The organism is Micromonospora sp. NBS 11-29, assembly GCF_002140155.1.
Taxonomy (GTDB): Bacteria; Actinomycetota; Actinomycetes; order Mycobacteriales; family Micromonosporaceae; genus Micromonospora.
Map to the genome: position 1 here is coordinate 120,921 of NZ_NAPR01000007.1, position 16,607 is coordinate 137,527.

Below are 16,607 nucleotides of genomic sequence, written 5' to 3' on the forward strand. Positions count from 1 at the left end.
GTGAACTGTCTCGCCGACGTGTACGTCCAGGTCTGCGCGGCGGCGCCGGTGCAGTCGTAGAGTTGGACCTGGGTGCCGTTGGTGGTGCTGCCGTTCGGCACGTCGACGCAGCGGCCGGACTGCGCGCCCACCACGGAGCCCGGCCCGGGTGCGGCGGACGCCATCGGCGTCGTGGCCGCCAGCACGGTGCTGCCGGCGGCCAGGGTGAGGGACAGGGCGGCGAGGAACAGGTGTACGCGTCTGGACCGGACGGTTCGGGGACGGGGGATGAGCATGACGGCTCCTCGGATGCGCAGGGCTCCGGGACCGTCCGTACCGGCGCGGAGCCTCACGGGTGGGAATGGCCGTCGATGGAACGCTGGCGCACGCAGGAGGAACCCACCGCCGGCGCCCGGTTCCGGCGCGAGGCCCGCACGCGTCTCGATGCCGGAGGTGCCGTTGGTGGTGGCCAGCCGGGCATCGATGTTAGCGCGAACATCGACGCCAGTAATTAGACCACATCGGTGGTGCCGGGTGCGCGCTACGGGCGCCCCGGCATCACACCGTGCTCAGCGAGCGCGCTTCGTCGCCCGCTTGCGCGGCGGCGTCAGCAGGTCGGCGATGGCGGCGATCGCGGACGGCACCACCCGGTAGTACGCCCAGACGCCGCGCTTCTCGCGTTCGAGCAGACCGGCCTCGGTGAGGATCCGCAGGTGATGGCTCACCGTCGGTTGGGACAGCCCGAGCGGGGCGGTCAGGTCGGTCACGGAGGCCTCGCCCTGGGGGGCGGACTGGATGAGGCTGATCAGCCGCAGCCGAGCCGGGTCGGCGAACGCCTTCAGCACGCCGGCGAGGCGCTCGGCGTCGGCACGCTTGATCGGCTCGCCGGTCAGCGGCGAGATGGACGGCATGGCAGTTTTCGCAGTTCCCACGTCGTCCATAGTTGCACCAACACCATCGATGGGCCGGCAAAACCGGCAGCGTACCTCGATGGCGCGTCGGCCGTGAGAGATGCTCGCGCGGGCGTCAGCCCCGACCGGCACCCGCCGCGCGGGGGGTCGCCGGCACCAGCCGGCGGGTGATCCACAGCGGCGAGGTGACGGCGTTGCCCGTCACCACCGCGTGCGCCCCGGCCGCGAAGGCGCGTCCGATCTGCTCGGTGGTGCGGTAACGCCCCTCGGCGAGCACCGGCACCGGCAGCAGCGCGGCGAGTCGCGTCACGAGCCCGAGGTCGGGTCCGTCGCCGGGCGGGCTGGCGGCGGTGTAGCCGGACAGCGTGGTGGCGACCGCGTCCGCGCCGGCCGCGACGGCGGCGACGCCCTCCGCCACGGTGGACACGTCGGCCAGCACCAGGGCGTCGGTCCGCTCGCGGATCGCCCGGACCGTGTCGGCGAAGCCGCGCCCGTCCGGTCGGGGGCGGTCGGTGGCGTCGACCGCGATCATGTGTGCCCCGGCCCGCGCCACCTCCAGCGCGTGGTCGGCGGTCGGGGTGATGAAGACGTCCGCGCTGCCGTGCTTGTACAGCCCGATCACCGGCACGTCGACGGCGGCCCGCACCGCGCGGACGTCGTCCGGCCCGTTGATCCGGACCGCCACCGCGCCGCCGCGGACCGCCGCGGCCGCCACCCGCGCCTGCACGTACGGGTCCCGCATCGGGTCGTCCGGTTCGTCGGGCAGCGGCTGGCAGGAGACCACCAGCCCACCGGCCAGGTCGTCCAGGAGACTCACGCTCTGGTTCCTCCGTTCTCGTCGATCGTCGTGGCGGCGAGCCGGGCGGCGCCGACCAGGGCGGCGTCGGCCCCCAGGGCGGCGGGCAGCAGCGGCACGTCGGCCCAGCCCGCGGGCAGTTCCGCGTGGTAGGCGGCGGACGCGGCGGGCAGCAGCGTGTCGCCGGCCCCGCCGGCCAGCAGGACCACCGCCGGGTCGAGCAGGGCGACCAGCCCGGCCAGGGACGCGCCGAGGACGGCGCCGGCCCGGTCGACGACCCGCCGGGCGGCCGGGTCGCCGGCCGTCGCGCGCTCCGCCACGCCCCGCCCGGTGACCGGGGTGCCGGTCACGGCGGTGTACGCGGCGGCCAGCCCGGTGCCGGAGGCGATCGCCTCCAGGTGCCCGTACCGGCCGCAGCCGCACCGCAGCCGGTCGGCGCCCGGGGCCGGCAGGTGCCCGAGCTGGCCGGCCGCGCCCCGGGCGCCGGTCTCGACGCGGCCCTGTCGGACGACCGCCCCGGCCAGCCCGGTGCCGACGGCCACCAGCAGCAGATGCCCACGACCTCGCCCGGCGCCGGCCCAGGACTCGCCCAGCGCCGCGGCGCTGACGTCGTTGGTGACGCGCACGGGTCGACCCAGTCGCGCGGCCAGCGCGTCGGCGACCGGGGTGCCGGCCCACCCGGGCAGGCTGTCGGTCGCGTACCGGATGACGCCCCTCGTGGGGTCGACGGTGCCCGCCGTGCCGACCCCCACCGCGCCGGNCCAGCACCGCCTCGGGCCCGGCGTGGGCGGGGGTGGGGACCTGGCGGCGGGCCCGCACCCGCGCGTCCGGGCCGACCAGGGCGGCGGCGGTCTTGGTGCCGCCGATGTCGACCCCGACCAGCGGCGACGTCATCCCTTCAGGCCGGTGTGCGCGAGCCCCTCGACGAACTGCTTCTGCGCGATCACGAACACCACCAGGACCGGCAGCGCCGTCATCGACGCGGCCGCGAGCTGGACGTCCCACATCGGGCCGCCGTACGCGTCGACGAACTGGGTCAGGGCCTGCGGCAGGGNTGCAGAAACGTGAAGATGGCGACCGCCCCCAACGCCGGCCGAGACAGCGGCAGCGCGATCCGCCAGAACGTGGCGAGGCGGCCCAACCCGTCGACCCGGGCCGCCTCCTCCAGCTCACCGGGCAGGCTGATGAAGAACTGCCGCATGATGAACGTCGCCAGCACGCTCGGCGCGCCGAAGATCGGCACCAGGATCAGCGGCCAGTGGGTGTCGATCAGCCCGGCCTTGAAGAACATCTGGAACAGCGGCACGATCGTCACCTCGCTGGGGATGAGCAGGCCCGCGAGGACGACCAGGAAGAGCACGTTCTGGCCGCGGAACCGGATCCGCGCGAACGCGTACCCGGCCAGCGCCGCCACGGCCAGCGTGCCGACGGTGACCAGCAGCGCGATGTAGAGGCTGTTCAGGTACTGCTGCCCGAACGGCTGCAACTCGAACACCCGCCGGTAGGCGTCCAGCCTCGGGTCGGTCGGCAGCAACTGCGGCGGGAAGGAGAAGATGTCCGCCACCGGTCGCAGCGACGAGGTGACCATCCACCAGGTTGGGAACACGAACGGGATCGACAGGACCAGCAGCACCCCGTAGAGCACCAGCTTGGTCCGCCGGGACACGTCACGATTCATGGAAGACCCACCTCTTGCGCATCTGCCACTGGAGCACGGTCAGCGCGAGCACGATGACGAAGAGCAGGATCGACAGCGTGGCNCCGTGGTCGAGGTGCCGGGTCCGCCCTGCGTCAGCACCGCGATCTGCGCGAACACCTGGAGCGACCCGACCACCGTGATGATCGAGGTGAGCAGGATCGTCGGGCTGATCAGAGGCACGGTGATTCGCCAGAACTGGCGCATCCGGCTCGCGCCGTCCACCTCGGCGGCCTCGTACAGGTCCGCCGGCACGCCTTGGAGGGCGGCCAGGAACAGCACCATGTTCAGGCCGACGTTCTTGAACACCTGCACCACGACGACCGACAGCATCGCGGTGCCCTCGCCGCGCAGCCAGTTCGGTCCGGTCACACCGACGGTGTCGAGCAGGCCGTTGATCCCGCCGTTCTTCTGCAGCAGGAAGCCCCAGACGATGGTCCAGGCCACCAGCGAGACGACCACGGGGGAGAAGAACAGGGTGCGGAACACGATCGTGCCCCGCAGCTTCTGGTTGAGCAGCACCGCCAGCAGCAACGCCAGCCCGAGGTTGAGCACCACCAGGCCGACGGAGAACAGCCCGGTGGCCCGCAGCACCGAGCCGAGGTTCGGGTCGTCGGCGAGCGCGGCGTAGTTGTCGGCGCCGACGAAGTCGAACGTCCCGGCCAGCACGTTCCACTCGTGCAGGCTGTACCAGACCACCAGGACCAGCGGCACGATCACGAAGAGCACGCTGCCGAGCAACTGCGGCGCGATGAACAGGTAACCGGTGAGCTGGTCCCGGCGGCGAGTGGTCCAGAACGGCCGGGCCCGGCCCGGGGCGGGCCCGGCAGCGGCCGGGCCCACCCTGGTGTCCGTCTGGGTCATGATCGTCGGCCCTACTTCGCCAGCAGCGGCTGGATCTTGGCGCAGATGCCGTCGAGCACGCCCTTGACGTCCGCGTTCGACTGCCACAGCGGGTCCAGGCCGGCGCGGACCTGCTGGCTCAGCTCCGCCTGGCCGGCGTGGCTGGGCTTCACCACGCCATTGGTGATGCCGTCGATGACCACCTTCTGGAGCTGCTCCGGCTTGAGCTTCGGGTTCGTCTTGCCCAGCGTCTCGGCGGTGAGCTGCGACGTGCGCGGCGGCGGGAAGAACTGGGCGAGCTTCGCCGAGTTGGTGGGGTTGGTGAAGAAGGCGAGGAAGTCGGCCGCCTGCTCGGCGTGCGGGCTCTTCTTCATCACCCCGAGGCCGGCCTGACCGACCACCGCGTACGGGCCCTTCGGGCCGGCCGGCAGCGGGACCAGGTCCCAGCCGAAGCCGTCCTCCTTCAGCAGCGAGGCACGCGAGATCTGGGTGATCGTCATGGCCGCGTCACCGGCGAAGAAGTCGGCGGTCGTACCCGGTCCGGGCAGCGCCTTCTGAGCGAAGATGCCCTTGTGCAGGGCGGTCATCGCGTCGACCATCTCCGGGCTGGCGAAGCCGCAGCTCTTGCCGTCCTCGCTCCACGCCTGGGCGCCCCAGCCGGTCCAGAACGTGGACAGGTTGTCCCAGCCCTTGTAGTCGAAGTCGCGGATCACCAGCCCGGCCCTGCCCGACTTCGCCGCCGTGGCCCCGGCGGTGGCGAGGGCGTTGTCCCAGGTCCACTGCCCGGCCGCGATCAGCTCGGCCGGCGTCTTCTGCCCGGCCTTCTTCACCATGTCGGTGTTCACGAACACCCCGAACGGCGAGCTGGAGAACGGGTACGCGTACAGCTTGCCGTCGTCCTGCCAGAGCTTGAGCGTGGCGGGGGAGAGGTCGTCGTACTGGTATCCGTCGGCCTTCTTCAGCGTGTCGTCGAGCGGGCGCAGCGCGCCCGAGGCGACGAAGTCCGGGGCCGAGTTCTCGAAGATCCACGCCAGGTCCGGCGCGTTCCCGCCGGCGATCTGCGTGGTCAGCGTGGTGGTGTAGTTCTCGAACGGCAGCGGGTCGAACTTGATCTCCGTGACGTCCGGGTGGCTCTTGCGGTACTCGTCGGCGATCTCGTTGAACAGCTTCAGATGCGCCTCGTTGGCCGACCAGACGGTCATCCGCAGACTGGCCGGGCCGTCGTCCTTCGCCTCGCCGCCACCGCCGCAGGCGGTCAGCGCGAGGGCGCCGGACAGCGCCGCGGCGACCGCGACCAGGCCCTTTCGTGTCTTCACTATGTTCTCCTCACCGGGGGTTCAGTAGCCCGCGATCCGCGGCCAGCGGCGCTGGACGCCGGCGGCCGAGACGCGGTCCGTGAATTCGGCCAGCAGGCGGGGGGTGCCGCGGACCGCGCGCGGGGACTCGCCCCGCGCCAGGCAGAAGTCGGCGAGCAGGCCGGCGACCTCGCCGACGTTCCACTCGACCGGGTGCAGCCGGTAGCTGCCGTTGGTGACGTGCGTGGTGCCGATGTTCTTGCCGGCCGGCAGCAGGTTCTCCATCCGCTGCGGGATGAGCGCACCGAGCGGGATTTCGAACGGGCAGGAGCCGACGTCGATGTAGTTGTCGCCGCCGGTCGACGGGTGCAGGTCGATGCGGTACATGCCCACGCCGACCGAGTCGGGGTAGCTCACCGCGCCGTGCTCACCCCGCACCGCGAGGGAGAGGTCCTGCTCCACGACCGTGTACTCGGCGCGGATCCGCCGGGACTCCCGGATGTAGGGCGCCTGCGCCAGCCCGTCGCGGCTGCCGGTCACGTCGCCCCGCAGCCGCAGGCCGGGGAAGCCGGTGCCGCCGTCCGGGCGGGGGGCCTCCGTCTGGAGCCAGTACAACACCGAGTACGACAGCTCGCGCGCCTTGGCCAGGTGCCACGACGCGTTCGGCACGTCGATGACCGGGCTCTCGAAATAGTCGATCATCGGCCAGTTGACCAGCGTGATGTCGCTGCCGTACGCCCCGTCGACGAAGTTGCGCCGCGCGGCGATGCGCCGGAACGTCCACAGGTTGCCGTCCCCCGGGTTGAGCCGCTGGTCGGCGTTGACGCTCAACGGGTCGTCGTCCGGGTTCGGGGTGAAGCTGCGCTCGACGATCTCCAGCGTGCGCGGGTGCGGCGACCGCCAGGACAGCATCCGGTCGCCCCAGAAGTCGGGCTTGTAGTCGCGCCAGAAGTCGTATCCGGCGGGCCGGTCGATGGTGTGGTCGCCGTCGACGTGGTCCAGCGCGAAGCAGACGGAGACCGCCTGCATGTTCATCGGCTGCGCCTGCGCCGGTGCGCTCGGCTCACCGGTCTCCGCCTGGGACTCGAAGCCGGTGACGTACTCGGTGCCGGTCAGCGGCAGCAGCTCACCGGTCTCGGTGGCGTCCAGCACGTACGGCGCGACCACCTCGATCCGGTCGTCCCGGTCCCGGTGGGCGAGCGTGACGCCGGTGACCCGGTCGCCGTCGGTCTCGGCCGCGACCGGCCGGTACGGCTGCAACACGGTCAGCCGCCCGGAGCCCCGGTACGGCGCGAGCATCTGCTCCAGCACGGCGACGGCGACCCGGGGCTCGTGGCAGAGCCGGCTGACCCAGCCGGCGCCCGGGTTGAGGTCGGTCCAGGCCCGGGACCGTTCGGTCAGCGGGTAGTGCCGGCGGTAGTAGTCACGGATGCCGTCACGCAGCTCCCGGTAGCTGGCGGTGGCGCCGAACTGCTCGATCCAGGAGTGCTCGTCCGGCGGGACCGCCTGGCTGGTGAGCTGCCCGCCGAGCCAGTCGAACTCCTCGGTCAGGACGACGGACCGGCCGGCGCGGGCCGCGGCCAGCGCCGCGGCGACACCGCCCAGTCCGCCCCCGACGACGAGGACGTCCGCACGCATTGATACCACTTGCTTCCTTCCAGTTGCGCGGTCGACCGGTCAGTGCCGGTCGACNCGACGAGTTCGCAGGGCAGAAGTCGCTGCTGGGGCCCGGCTGCGCCGCCGTCGATGCCGCCGGTCAGCACCTCGACGGCCTGCCGGCCCATCTCCTCGCGGGGGATGTGGAACCCGGTGAACGCGATGTCGGTGGGTACCGGCACGGTCGGGTCGCCGAGCGTCACGATGGACAGGTCGCCGGGCACGGACAGGCCACGTCGACGGGCGGCCGACGCCAGCGCGACCGCGGTGGCGAAGTCCTCCACGAAGGCCGCCGTGCTCCCGTCGGTCAACAGGTCGTCGACGGCGGCGTCCGCCGCCCCGGCCGTGGCGGTGACCTGCCGGGCGCTCTCCGCGCCGGCCGCCGCCGCGTCGAAGCCACCGCGCCGGTCCCGCGAGGACTCGGCGGTCATGCCCATGCCCAGGTACGTCAGGCGCCGGTGGCCGATGTGCAGCGCCCGTTCGACCAGCCGGCCCACCGCCGTGGCGTAGTCGGCGCCGACGTAGGGGACCGGGCCGCCGGCGTCGTCGCGGCGGCCCACGGCGACGTACGGGTACTCGTCGCGGTTGAGCCGGTGCAGCTCGGCGGCGTCGATCTCGCGGCCGAGCAGGATGCACCCGTCGGCCAGCCGCAGGCGGTTGTCCTGGTGGAAGATGCGCCGCCGGCCGTCCACCACCGGTGCGCTGGTGAACAGCAGCAGGTCGCAGCCGACGCGTTCGGCGTACTCCTCGATGCCGAGCAGGAACGGGTGGAAGAAGTCCCGGCTGCCGCTGGGGAAGGCCGGCTCGTACGTGAAGACGCCGATGATCCGGTTGAACCGGGAGGCGAGGCGGCGGGCGGCCGGGTCGGCGGCGTACCCGGTCTCGGAGATGACCCGCAGCACCCGGTCCCGGGTCTCCGGGGCGATGCGGACGTCGGCGTCGGTGCGGTTGTTGAGCACCAGCGACACGGTCGCCTGACTGACACCGGCCATCCGCGCGATGTCACGCTGGGTAACACGTCTGGGGGGAGTGGTCACATCGGGTCCTTCCGGGTCGCTAATGCGTATTAGCGGTCGCGTTGGGATGGAGCTTGGCCGCTCGCCCTGCCCGTGTCAAGACGTCGACGAAGATTTCCGGCCGATGAACACCCAGGAGTAATGCGCATTAGTCGAGCCGTCGCCCGACCTCTTGACAGGAGTCGGGCCGGGCGCGCAACATTTGAGAAACATCGTTGCTAATACGTATTAGCACGTCGGCCCGCGATCGGCCTCGACGGTCGCTGACGCCTGCACTTCTACCGAGAGTTATCCCTGTCCTCGGTGTCACCCCCGACAGAACAGGAAGACGCATGCCGCGACCACCCGTCCCGTCCCCCCGACGCGCCGTCGCCGCCGGCGCCGGTGCCGCCCTGCTCGCCCTCGCCGTCGGCGGCGCCGCACCGGCCGCCGCCGACCCGGGCCCGGACCTCCCGAGGTTCACCTACGCGGGCACCGCCTTCGACAAGAAGACGCTGACCTACAACCCGACGAATGAGTTCATCTTCCCGAGCGTCATCCGGGCGGCCGACTACTTCGCCCACCCGCTCGGCACCTACTACCTGTACTACGCGCCGCACGAGCGCCCCGGCGGCATCGCCCTCGCGTACGCCGACTCGATCGACGGCCCGTGGACCGAGTACGACGCCAACCCGCTCATCGCCAACACCTGGCTGCCGCACTATCCCACGGTCAGCCACATCTCCTCGCCGCACGCGGTCTGGATCGAGAGCGAGCGCAAGCTGTTCCTCTACTTCCACGGCGAGAACTCGATCACCCGGTACGCGACCTCCGACGACGGCATCCACTTCGACTACGGCGGCACCGCCGTCAGCCGGGACGCGAGCACCGGCGGCGAGACGTCGTACGCCCGGGTGTTCGAACAGTCCGTGCCGCGCCTCGGCACGCGCTACCTGATGGTCTTCATGGACAACCCCACCGGCGGCGCGCCCGGCCCCACCGGGCCGGTGTCCCGCCGGATCCGGTGGGCCGTCTCCGACGACGCGCGGAACTGGACCATCCAACCCGACCCGCTCGTCACCCCGCAGGGCGACGAGGGGCCCAACGCCTCCGGGCCGTTCTTCCTCCGATGGCAGGACCGCAACCTGGTCATCTACCACGCCGCCGACGGAAACATGCACGCGGTGGACGTCGGGCGGGACTTCGACCAGGAGATCCACCTCGGCGTCGTGCACGACTCGCTGGCCGACGCGCCCGACCTCGGCCGGTCGGCCGCGCCGACGTTCTACTTAGACGGCCGCACCGCGCACATGTACTACGAGGCCGGCGGCCGGCTCACCGCGACGATCGCCCACGCCACCGCCGCCCTGACCGAACCCCTTCCGGTACGGCCGCTGGACTGCGCCGTGGACCGGCCGGTCCTCTGGCCGCCGAACCACAGGATGATCGACGTCCGGGTGACCGTGGACCTGCGCGACGGCGTGCTCGGCCCGCACGCGTTCACCCTCACCGGGGTGACCGGCGGGGACGCCACCGACGTCGACGGCTTCACCACCGGCACCCCGGACGCCGCGGGCCGGCTGCGGGCGGAGCGGGCCGGCGCCGGCGGCGACCGGGTGTACCGCCTGACCTACGCCGGCCACGACGAGATCGGACGGCCGGTCGGCTGCACCGTCACCGTCACCGTGCCGCACGACCAGCGCGGCACCTGACGGATCGCCGTGTGCTGCGGGGCGGCGCGGTGTGCCGTCCCGCAGCCGCCGTCCGCGCCCGCACCGGCCTCAGCCACCGCCCGGACGCGGACCGTCACGCCGCGACTCGTGGGCGGCCCGCGCGGCGAGCAGGTCGGCCATGTTCTCCGCGCACCAGGCGCGGGCCGCCTCGATCAGCGTCAGCAGGCTCCGCCCCAGCGGTGTCAACGAGTACTCCACGCGGGGCGGGTTCTCGTCGTAGGCGTCCCGCACCACCAGGCCGTCGCGCTGCATGGCGCGCAGCGTCTCGGCGAGCACCTTCGCGGTGACCGTGCGGAGCGGGACCCGCAGCTCGCTGAACCGGCGGGGCCCGTGCTCCAGGCACAGCACCACCATCGCGGTCCACTTGTCGCCGATCTGGAACGGCATCACGCGCGACGGGCAGGCACGGTCGAACATGTCCCTCGGCAGGCTCGACGTCACGCTGGCGAGCCTAGGCCGGTACCGTTGCGGTAACCAGGGTGCCCGCGGTTAGCGTCGCGCCATGCCCAGCATCGTCATCTTCGGCGCCGGCGGCCGGGCCGGCCGCGCCGTCACCACCGAGGCCCTGCGCCGGGGCCACTCCGTCACCGCCGTCGTCCGGGAGCCGGCCCGGCACCCCGACCTGCCCGCCGCGATCCGCGGCGACGTCACCGACCCCCGATCGGTCGCCGAGGCCGTGGCCGGGCACGACGCGGCGGTCCACGCCGTCAGCCCCGCCTCCGGCCCGGCGGCCCTGGCCGAACTGGACCTCGACCCCGACTTCTTCCGCCGGGCCGCCGACGCGCTCCTGCGCTCCGGCGTGGCGCGACTGGTGGTGATCGGCCTGTTCGCGAATTTACTGGACGACAGCGGCCGCCCCCTGCTGGACGATCCCGACGTGCTGCCGGCCGAGTTCCGGCCGTTCGCGCTGGCCCACGCCGCCGGGCTGCACCACCTGCGCGGCGCGGCGACGGCCACCGACTGGGCGATGCTCACCCCGCCGGCACTGCTGGAGGTGGACGCTCCGCGCCTGGGGCGCTACCGGCTCGGCGGCGAGACCGCGCCGGCGGGCCGGCTGTCCTACGCGGACCTGGCCGTCGCGGTGGTCGACGAGGTGGAGCGGCCCACGCTGCACCGGACCCGGGCATCCGTCTTCAACTGACCAGGCCGAGGGCCGTCAGAGCGTGATGACCACCTTCGCCCGCGCGTGTTCGCCTTCGAGGTAGCGGATGGCGTCGGGGACCTCGCGCAGGGGATAGGCGCGGTCGATGACCGGGGTGAGGTGGCCGGCCTCGGCGTGGGCGCGCAACGCGTCGAGGTGGTGTCGACCGGGCGTGGTGGTGAGGACGACGACGCGCTGCCGGACGAGGGGCGCGAGCAGTCGCCCGCGTGCGATCAGCCAGACCGGCCCGACGAGGCTGCCGCCGCCGTACACCCCGCCGCCGGAGAGCACCAGCGTTCCGGTCGGGGTCAGCGCCCGCCGTAGCGCGGTCAGCGAGCGGTTGCCGACCAGGTCGAACACGACGTCGTGGCGGTGCGGGCCGCGGGTGAAGTCGTCGCGGGTGTAGTCGACGACGTGGTCGGCGCCGAGGGAACGGACCAGGTCGACGTTGCGGGTGCGGCACACCGCGGTCACGGTCGCGCCGAACGCCTTGGCCAGTTGCACCGCGAGGGTGCCGACGCCGCCGGAGGCGCCGTTGATCAGGACGCGCTGGCCGGCCTCGACCCGCCCGGCGTCGCGTAGTCCCGTCAGCGCGGTGGCGCCGGCCAGCGGCAGGGCCGCCGCCTGCTGCGGCGTCAGGTTCGCCGGCGTCGGTGCGACCAGGGCCTCGGGTACGCACACGTACTCGGCGAACGCGCCGTTGGCGTCGCCGAGGTCGCCGAAGACGGGGTCGCCGGGGCGTACCTGCGACACGTCGACGCCGACGGCCTCGACCCGACCGGCGAAGTCCCGGCCCCGGATGCGCGCCCGGGGTCGGGACCGGCCCATGGCCAGCCGCGCCAGCCGCGGGTCACCCCGCATGGCGTGCCAGTCGTAGGCGTTGAGCGCGGCGGCCTCGACCCGCACGAGCACGTCGCCGGGGCCGGGCGTCGGCACCGCGACCTCCGCGAGCCGCAGTGTCTCCGGTGAGCCGTATCGGTCCTGCACGATCGCCTTCATCTCGCCCTCCCAGGGTGTACGCCGTACACCAATGGTCGGTGTACGGCGTACACCTGTCAAGGTGGTTATGGTTCATCCACCGCCGGGGAAGACGAGGACGAGATGGTCGAGCAGGCAGAGGTGCTGCGCCGGACGCCGCTGAGCCGGGAGCGGATCCTGGGCGCGGCGGTCGCCCTCGCCGACACGGCCGGCATCGACTCGCTCAGCATGCGCAACCTCGCCCAGGACCTGGGCGTCGTGCCGATGGCCCTCTACAAGCATGTGGCCAACAAGGACGAACTGCTCGACGGCATGATCGACGTGGTCGTCGGCGAGATCGAGCCGCCGGTGCCCGGCCTCGACTGGAAGCAGGCGATCCGCCGGCGCGTCCTCTCCGCGCGGCAGGTGCTGAGCCGACACCCCTGGGCGCCGCTCGCGATCGAGTCACGGAACGTGGCGACGCCGGCCGTGCTCGCCCACCTCGACTCGATCGCCGGCACGTTCCGGGCCGGTGGGCTCTCCGTCGACCTCACGCACCACGTCATGCACACGATGGGCAGCCGGGCCCTGGGCTTCAGCCAGGAGCTGTTCGACGCCGCCCGGGCTGCTGGCCGGGCCGGCCCGGCCGAGCCCGAGCCCTCGGCGGGCTTTCCGCCGGAAGCAGCCGCCCGGTTCCCCCACCTCGCGGAGGTCGCCGCGGCGGCGGCCCACGACGACGACTCGATCGTCGGGTCGGGCTGCGACGACCAGTTCGAGTTCGAGTTCGCGCTGGACCTGCTGTTGGACGGCATCGAACGGCTGCACCGACAGGGCTGGACGTCGCCGGGCCCGGNCGCCGCCATGCTCGTGTCGCGCCAGGTCAGGCAGGTGGTCGGCGTGCGCGGGCACCGGGCGCAGCGTCGCCTGGACAACGCCGTGCTCCGGGAGATCCTGGTGGACGCGCTGCTCGGCGAACATCGACGGACCTGATCGGGACGCGGGTCGACGCCGCCCGGCAAATGATTCACATTGGATTTCGGGACGACTGTTCGGTGGAGACCGAAACGAGTTGAGGACGGTCGACGCGGAAACGGATCCTTGTCGTCGAAGGCCGGTCATCAAACGGATGGACAGGCCGAGGAAATGGCGGTTGTCGCCTATTCGACGAAAGGAAAGAAAATGAGTATCCGCGTCACACGGCGAACGTCGGTCATGCTGGCCGGCGCGGCCCTCTTCGGGAGCGTCGCGTTCGGCCCGGCCACGCCGGCAATGGCCGGCCCCGACACCGCGGCATCGGCGGCGTCGACCGCCGCTCCGTATTGCGGCATGTACGCCTACNGCGGCCGGCTGCACCGGACGCCCCTCGCTCACGGCGTCCCTGTCGCGCGACGGTGCGGTCAGGTCGTCGATCTCCTCGTACGGGCCGTGGAACATCACGCTCAGCACCACCTGCGCCTCCGGCAGCCACCAGTACGAGGTCTCGCTGAGGAACAACAACAACGGCGTCGAGGTCGGCAACGTCGCCTGGATCTCCTGCTGACCGCAGAGACGGCTCCGTGGTCGAGAAAGGACACGAGAATGCGTAGCGCGACGGTGGTCCGGTGGGCGGTGCCCGGCGCGGCGGCGACGCTGCTGGCCGGCCTCTTCGGAGGGGCCGCGCCGGCCGACGCAGCCGGGTCGAACGACATGGTGAGCCAGGCGTGCGGCGTGGTGGCGGGGGCTCCGTTCAAGTCGGGCAGCAGTGCCCGCGCGAACTACTCCACCAGCGGCTGCTCGGGAGCGTGACATTCCAGTTGCAGCGGCAGCGCGCCTGGGGTTGGGAGACGCTGGACGACGTGGGTTATTACGGCAACGGCTCCGGGGCGCTCTCCTACAACTGCTCCGGTGACGGCACCTACACCTACCGGACGTACGGCTACTTCTCCAACGGGGTCGGCGTGCCCATCACGAAGTACTCCAGCACGTCCCGGTTCACCTGCTGAGGACGGCGATCTGAACGGGGGTCGGGGTGCTGGCCGGGGAACCACTCGGCCAGNGGCCGCCCGCGCGGCACGGTCCGATACCAGCCTGCCTGGGTTATCGTGTTTGTTGACCGATGAGTTGTTTGTCGTTTTCAGGGGGCCTGCGGTGAGACGCGCGGCGGTGGTCTTCGTTCCGCTGCTCGCTGTGCTCGTCGTGCTGCTCGTGGGCCTCGCACACGGCCCGGCGGATCGGGTCGGTTTCGGCCCGACGGCGGCCGGCTCCCACCTCGAGGAGCGGTCGGAACCCACACCCCGGCTGCTGGTCCACGTCGCCCACGCCGGCCACACCGCACTGCCCCACCGGACGCCGGTCCGGCCGCAACGATCCGCGGAGACCCCGACGACGACCACGGTGGCGGACCGCCGCGACGGCGGACCCGAGCACACCGTCCTCCGGCGGCCCGGCCGCGGCGGCACGCCGCCCGCACCGGACCTGGCCGCCCTGCGGGTGTACCGCTGCTGACCTGACGCGGCGCGAGCCGGCCCGGACGCCTCCGCGCCCGGCCACCCCGCCGTCCGACCGGTGCCCGGCGGGCTCGCGCTGCGCTGACGCGTCAACCCGACACCCGCCTCGAAAGGGACACCGTCATGCCTGCTCCGACCCGTGCTGCCCACATCCGTACCCTGCCCCGGCACCCGGCCCCACCGGGCCTCGGCCCCCGCGGCTCACGGTGACCACCGAGCGGGCCGTCGCGACCGGCCCCGCCCCGCGTACCCGATCGAAGCGGGTGCCGATCGGCGACCTGCCGGCGTCGCTGGTCGTCTTCCTCGTCGCCCTGCCCCTGTGCGTCGGCATCGCCGTCGCCTCCGGGGCGCCCGCTGAACTCGGCCTGGTCACCGGCATCGTCGGTGGGCTCGTCGCCGGGGCGCTGCCCGGCAGCAGCCTCCAGGTCTCCGGCCCGGCCGCCGGGCTGACCGTGCTGGTGGCCGACGCCATCGACGCGCACGGCCTCGCCGGGCTGGGCGTGATCGTGCTGGTCACCGGCCTGCTACAGGTGCTGCTCGGCGTGTGCCGGCTCGGCCGGTGGTTCCAGGCGATCTCGCTGTCCGTGGTGGAGGGCATGCTCGCCGGCATCGGTCTGGTGATCATCTCCGGGCAGCTCTACGCGCTCGCCGACCAGCCGGTGCCCCATTCCGGGCCGAGCCGGATCGCCGGTCTGGTCGAGCTGCCGTCGCGCGTCGCCGCCTCACCGGCGTCGCAGACCGCCCTGATCGTCGGCGCCGCCACCCTCGCCGTCCTCGTGTCCTGGCCCCGGCTGCCGCGGCGGGTACGCGTCGTGCCCGGGCCGCTGGCCGCCGTCGTCCTCGCGACGGTCGCCGCCGCGGCCCTGACCCCACCGGTCACCACCGTGCGGGTCGGCGACCTCCTCGACGCCGTCGCGCCACCCGGCGCCGATTCCCTCGCGCTGCTCACCAGCCTCGCGGGTGTCGGCACGATCGTCGCCTTCACGCTCATCGCCTCGGCCGAGAGCCTGTTCAGCGCCGCCGCGGTCGACCGGATGCACGACGGCCCGCGCACCGACTTCGATCGGGAACTCATCGCCCAGGGCGCCGGCAACACGGTGTGCGGCCTCCTCGGCGCCCTGCCCATGACCGCGGTGATCGTCCGCAGCGCGACGAACGTCCAGGCCGGCGCCCGGACCAAGGCGTCCAGGGTGCTGCACGGCTGCTGGCTGCTGCTGTTCGCGGCCCTGCTGCCGTGGACCCTCGAACTCATCCCGGTCGCCGCCCTCGCCGCCGTGCTCGTGCACGCCGGCGCCAAGCTGCTGCCCGTGCGGTCCCTGGCCTCGTTGTGGTCCCGCCATCGCGGCGAGGCCGTCGTCCTGCTCGTCACGGCGACCGGGGTCGTCGCGCTCAACCTCTTCGAGGGCGTGCTGATCGGGCTGCTGCTGGCCGTGGTCAAGTCCGCGTGGGACAGTTCCCGGCTGCACGCCGCCGTCGAGGTCGGCGAGCACGGCGCGGTGCGGGTCCGGCTGAGCGGGACCGCCACGTTCCTGCGCCTGCCGACGGTGATGGACGCCCTGGACGCCGTACCGGCCCGGCAGCCGGCCGAACTCGACCTGACCGGCGTGCACCACCTCGACCACGCCTGTCGTACCGCGCTCGAACGGTGGATGCAGCGCCACAGCACCAGCAGCTCCCAGCCGGTGCGCGTCCGGGCCGACCGGTCCTGAGCGGAGGGGATGCCACATGAGGACGAGCAGGTGGAGCCGTGAGGCCGGTCAGCGGTTGTCCCGCAGGTAGGCGGTGAGCGACGTGCCGGTCTCCGCCAGCCGCCGGGCCCGGCTCTGGACGTCGTCGCGCAGCGCGGCGATGCGGCCGAGCACCTGCGGGCAGGCGGCCTCGGACCGTTCACCCACGGTGCACGGCAGCACGTCCTTGAGCAGCGCGGTGGTCAGGCCGACGCGCAGCAGGGACCGGATCGCGTCCACGGTCGCGACCGCCGCGGGCGGGTAGTCGCGGTAGCCGTTCGTGCGCCGTTCGGAGGTGAGCAGGCCCTGCTGCTCGTAGTAGCGCAGGGAGCGCACGCTCGCCCCGGTGCGCTCGCTCAACTCGCCGATTCGCATCCCGCCACCCCGCCGGG

General features: G+C 72.7%; 18 protein-coding genes and 1 pseudogene. 7 read left to right on the plus strand and 12 right to left on the minus strand.

Annotation, left to right across the window (positions count from 1 at the left end):
- The 9 genes from B1205_RS31225 to B1205_RS10870 all read right to left on the minus strand — a co-directional run.
- A partial coding sequence (locus B1205_RS31225; protein ID WP_254909893.1) for an RICIN domain-containing protein occupies positions 1-275 on the minus strand: 275 nt, incomplete at its 3' end.
- A gap of 273 nt (positions 276-548) precedes the next feature.
- Positions 549-920, minus strand: coding sequence for an ArsR/SmtB family transcription factor (locus tag B1205_RS10835; RefSeq protein WP_089155496.1), 372 nt, complete (start codon positions 918-920; stop codon positions 549-551).
- A gap of 85 nt (positions 921-1,005) precedes the next feature.
- Positions 1,006-1,707: an N-acetylmannosamine-6-phosphate 2-epimerase gene (locus tag B1205_RS10840; RefSeq protein WP_089155497.1), complete on the minus strand. Its 702-nt coding sequence runs from the start codon at positions 1,705-1,707 to the stop codon at positions 1,006-1,008.
- A complete protein-coding gene (locus B1205_RS10845) occupies positions 1,704-2,438 on the minus strand; it encodes an ROK family protein (RefSeq protein ID WP_254909845.1) in 735 nt (244 codons plus the stop codon). Before B1205_RS10845 ends, B1205_RS10840 begins: the two co-directional genes overlap by 4 nt.
- 284 nt (positions 2,439-2,722) lie before the next feature.
- Positions 2,723-3,364, minus strand: a complete 642-nt coding sequence (locus B1205_RS10850) for a carbohydrate ABC transporter permease (RefSeq protein WP_254909846.1) — start codon at positions 3,362-3,364, stop codon at positions 2,723-2,725.
- Between the two features lie 39 nt (positions 3,365-3,403).
- Entirely contained in the window at positions 3,404-4,246 is an 843-nt protein-coding gene (locus B1205_RS10855) for a carbohydrate ABC transporter permease (protein ID WP_254909847.1), read from the minus strand.
- Between the two features lie 11 nt (positions 4,247-4,257).
- Positions 4,258-5,541, minus strand: coding sequence for an ABC transporter substrate-binding protein (locus B1205_RS10860; RefSeq protein ID WP_254909848.1), 1,284 nt, complete (start codon positions 5,539-5,541; stop codon positions 4,258-4,260).
- Positions 5,542-5,562: 21 nt separating this feature from the next.
- A complete protein-coding gene (locus tag B1205_RS10865) occupies positions 5,563-7,158 on the minus strand; it encodes an FAD-dependent oxidoreductase (protein ID WP_089155498.1) in 1,596 nt (531 codons plus the stop codon).
- Complete coding sequence (locus B1205_RS10870; protein WP_089155499.1) at positions 7,068-8,213, minus strand: LacI family DNA-binding transcriptional regulator; 1,146 nt, start codon at positions 8,211-8,213, stop codon at positions 7,068-7,070. The genes B1205_RS10865 and B1205_RS10870 overlap by 91 nt, the downstream gene beginning before the upstream one ends.
- A 311-nt stretch (positions 8,214-8,524) precedes the next feature.
- Here B1205_RS10870 and B1205_RS10875 point away from each other — a divergent pair, with 311 nt between their 5' ends.
- Positions 8,525-9,883 (plus strand): hypothetical protein, encoded by a 1,359-nt coding sequence (locus B1205_RS10875; RefSeq protein ID WP_176308540.1) that lies wholly within the window; start codon positions 8,525-8,527, stop codon positions 9,881-9,883.
- A gap of 69 nt (positions 9,884-9,952) precedes the next feature.
- Here the strand turns inward: B1205_RS10875 and B1205_RS10880 are convergent, their stop codons facing one another.
- Positions 9,953-10,345: a winged helix-turn-helix transcriptional regulator gene (locus B1205_RS10880; RefSeq protein WP_254909849.1), complete on the minus strand. Its 393-nt coding sequence runs from the start codon at positions 10,343-10,345 to the stop codon at positions 9,953-9,955.
- A gap of 61 nt (positions 10,346-10,406) precedes the next feature.
- Between B1205_RS10880 and B1205_RS10885 the strand changes: the two genes are divergently transcribed.
- The gene (locus tag B1205_RS10885) at positions 10,407-11,045 is read left to right on the plus strand and encodes an NAD(P)-dependent oxidoreductase (RefSeq protein ID WP_089155501.1); all 639 of its coding nucleotides are present in this window, start codon (positions 10,407-10,409) and stop codon (positions 11,043-11,045) included.
- A 15-nt stretch (positions 11,046-11,060) separates the two neighbouring features.
- Here the strand turns inward: B1205_RS10885 and B1205_RS10890 are convergent, their stop codons facing one another.
- A complete protein-coding gene (locus tag B1205_RS10890) occupies positions 11,061-12,044 on the minus strand; it encodes an NAD(P)-dependent alcohol dehydrogenase (protein WP_089155502.1) in 984 nt (327 codons plus the stop codon).
- 102 nt (positions 12,045-12,146) lie between these two features.
- Between B1205_RS10890 and B1205_RS10895 the strand changes: the two are divergent.
- From B1205_RS10895 to B1205_RS10915, 5 genes and pseudogenes are all read left to right on the plus strand, one after another.
- Positions 12,147-12,845, plus strand: a pseudogene (locus B1205_RS10895) (TetR/AcrR family transcriptional regulator); the annotation flags it as partial.
- Positions 12,846-13,580: 735 nt separating this feature from the next.
- Positions 13,581-13,787, plus strand: a complete 207-nt coding sequence (locus B1205_RS10900; protein ID WP_089155504.1) for a hypothetical protein — start codon at positions 13,581-13,583, stop codon at positions 13,785-13,787.
- Positions 13,784-13,984 (plus strand): hypothetical protein, encoded by a 201-nt coding sequence (locus B1205_RS10905; protein ID WP_089155505.1) that lies wholly within the window; start codon positions 13,784-13,786, stop codon positions 13,982-13,984. Before B1205_RS10900 ends, B1205_RS10905 begins: the two co-directional genes overlap by 4 nt.
- A gap of 145 nt (positions 13,985-14,129) precedes the next feature.
- On the plus strand, positions 14,130-14,486 hold the full coding sequence (locus tag B1205_RS10910) for a hypothetical protein (RefSeq protein WP_089155506.1): 357 nt from the start codon (positions 14,130-14,132) through the stop codon (positions 14,484-14,486).
- A gap of 208 nt (positions 14,487-14,694) precedes the next feature.
- Positions 14,695-16,197 carry a SulP family inorganic anion transporter gene (locus B1205_RS10915; RefSeq protein ID WP_254909850.1) on the plus strand — a complete coding sequence of 501 codons (1,503 nt, stop codon included), beginning with the start codon at positions 14,695-14,697 and terminating at the stop codon, positions 16,195-16,197.
- Positions 16,198-16,245: 48 nt separating this feature from the next.
- Here the strand turns inward: B1205_RS10915 and B1205_RS10920 are convergent, their stop codons facing one another.
- Complete coding sequence (locus B1205_RS10920; RefSeq protein WP_089155507.1) at positions 16,246-16,590, minus strand: MerR family transcriptional regulator; 345 nt, start codon at positions 16,588-16,590, stop codon at positions 16,246-16,248.
- Between the last annotated feature and the right edge of the window lie 17 nt (positions 16,591-16,607).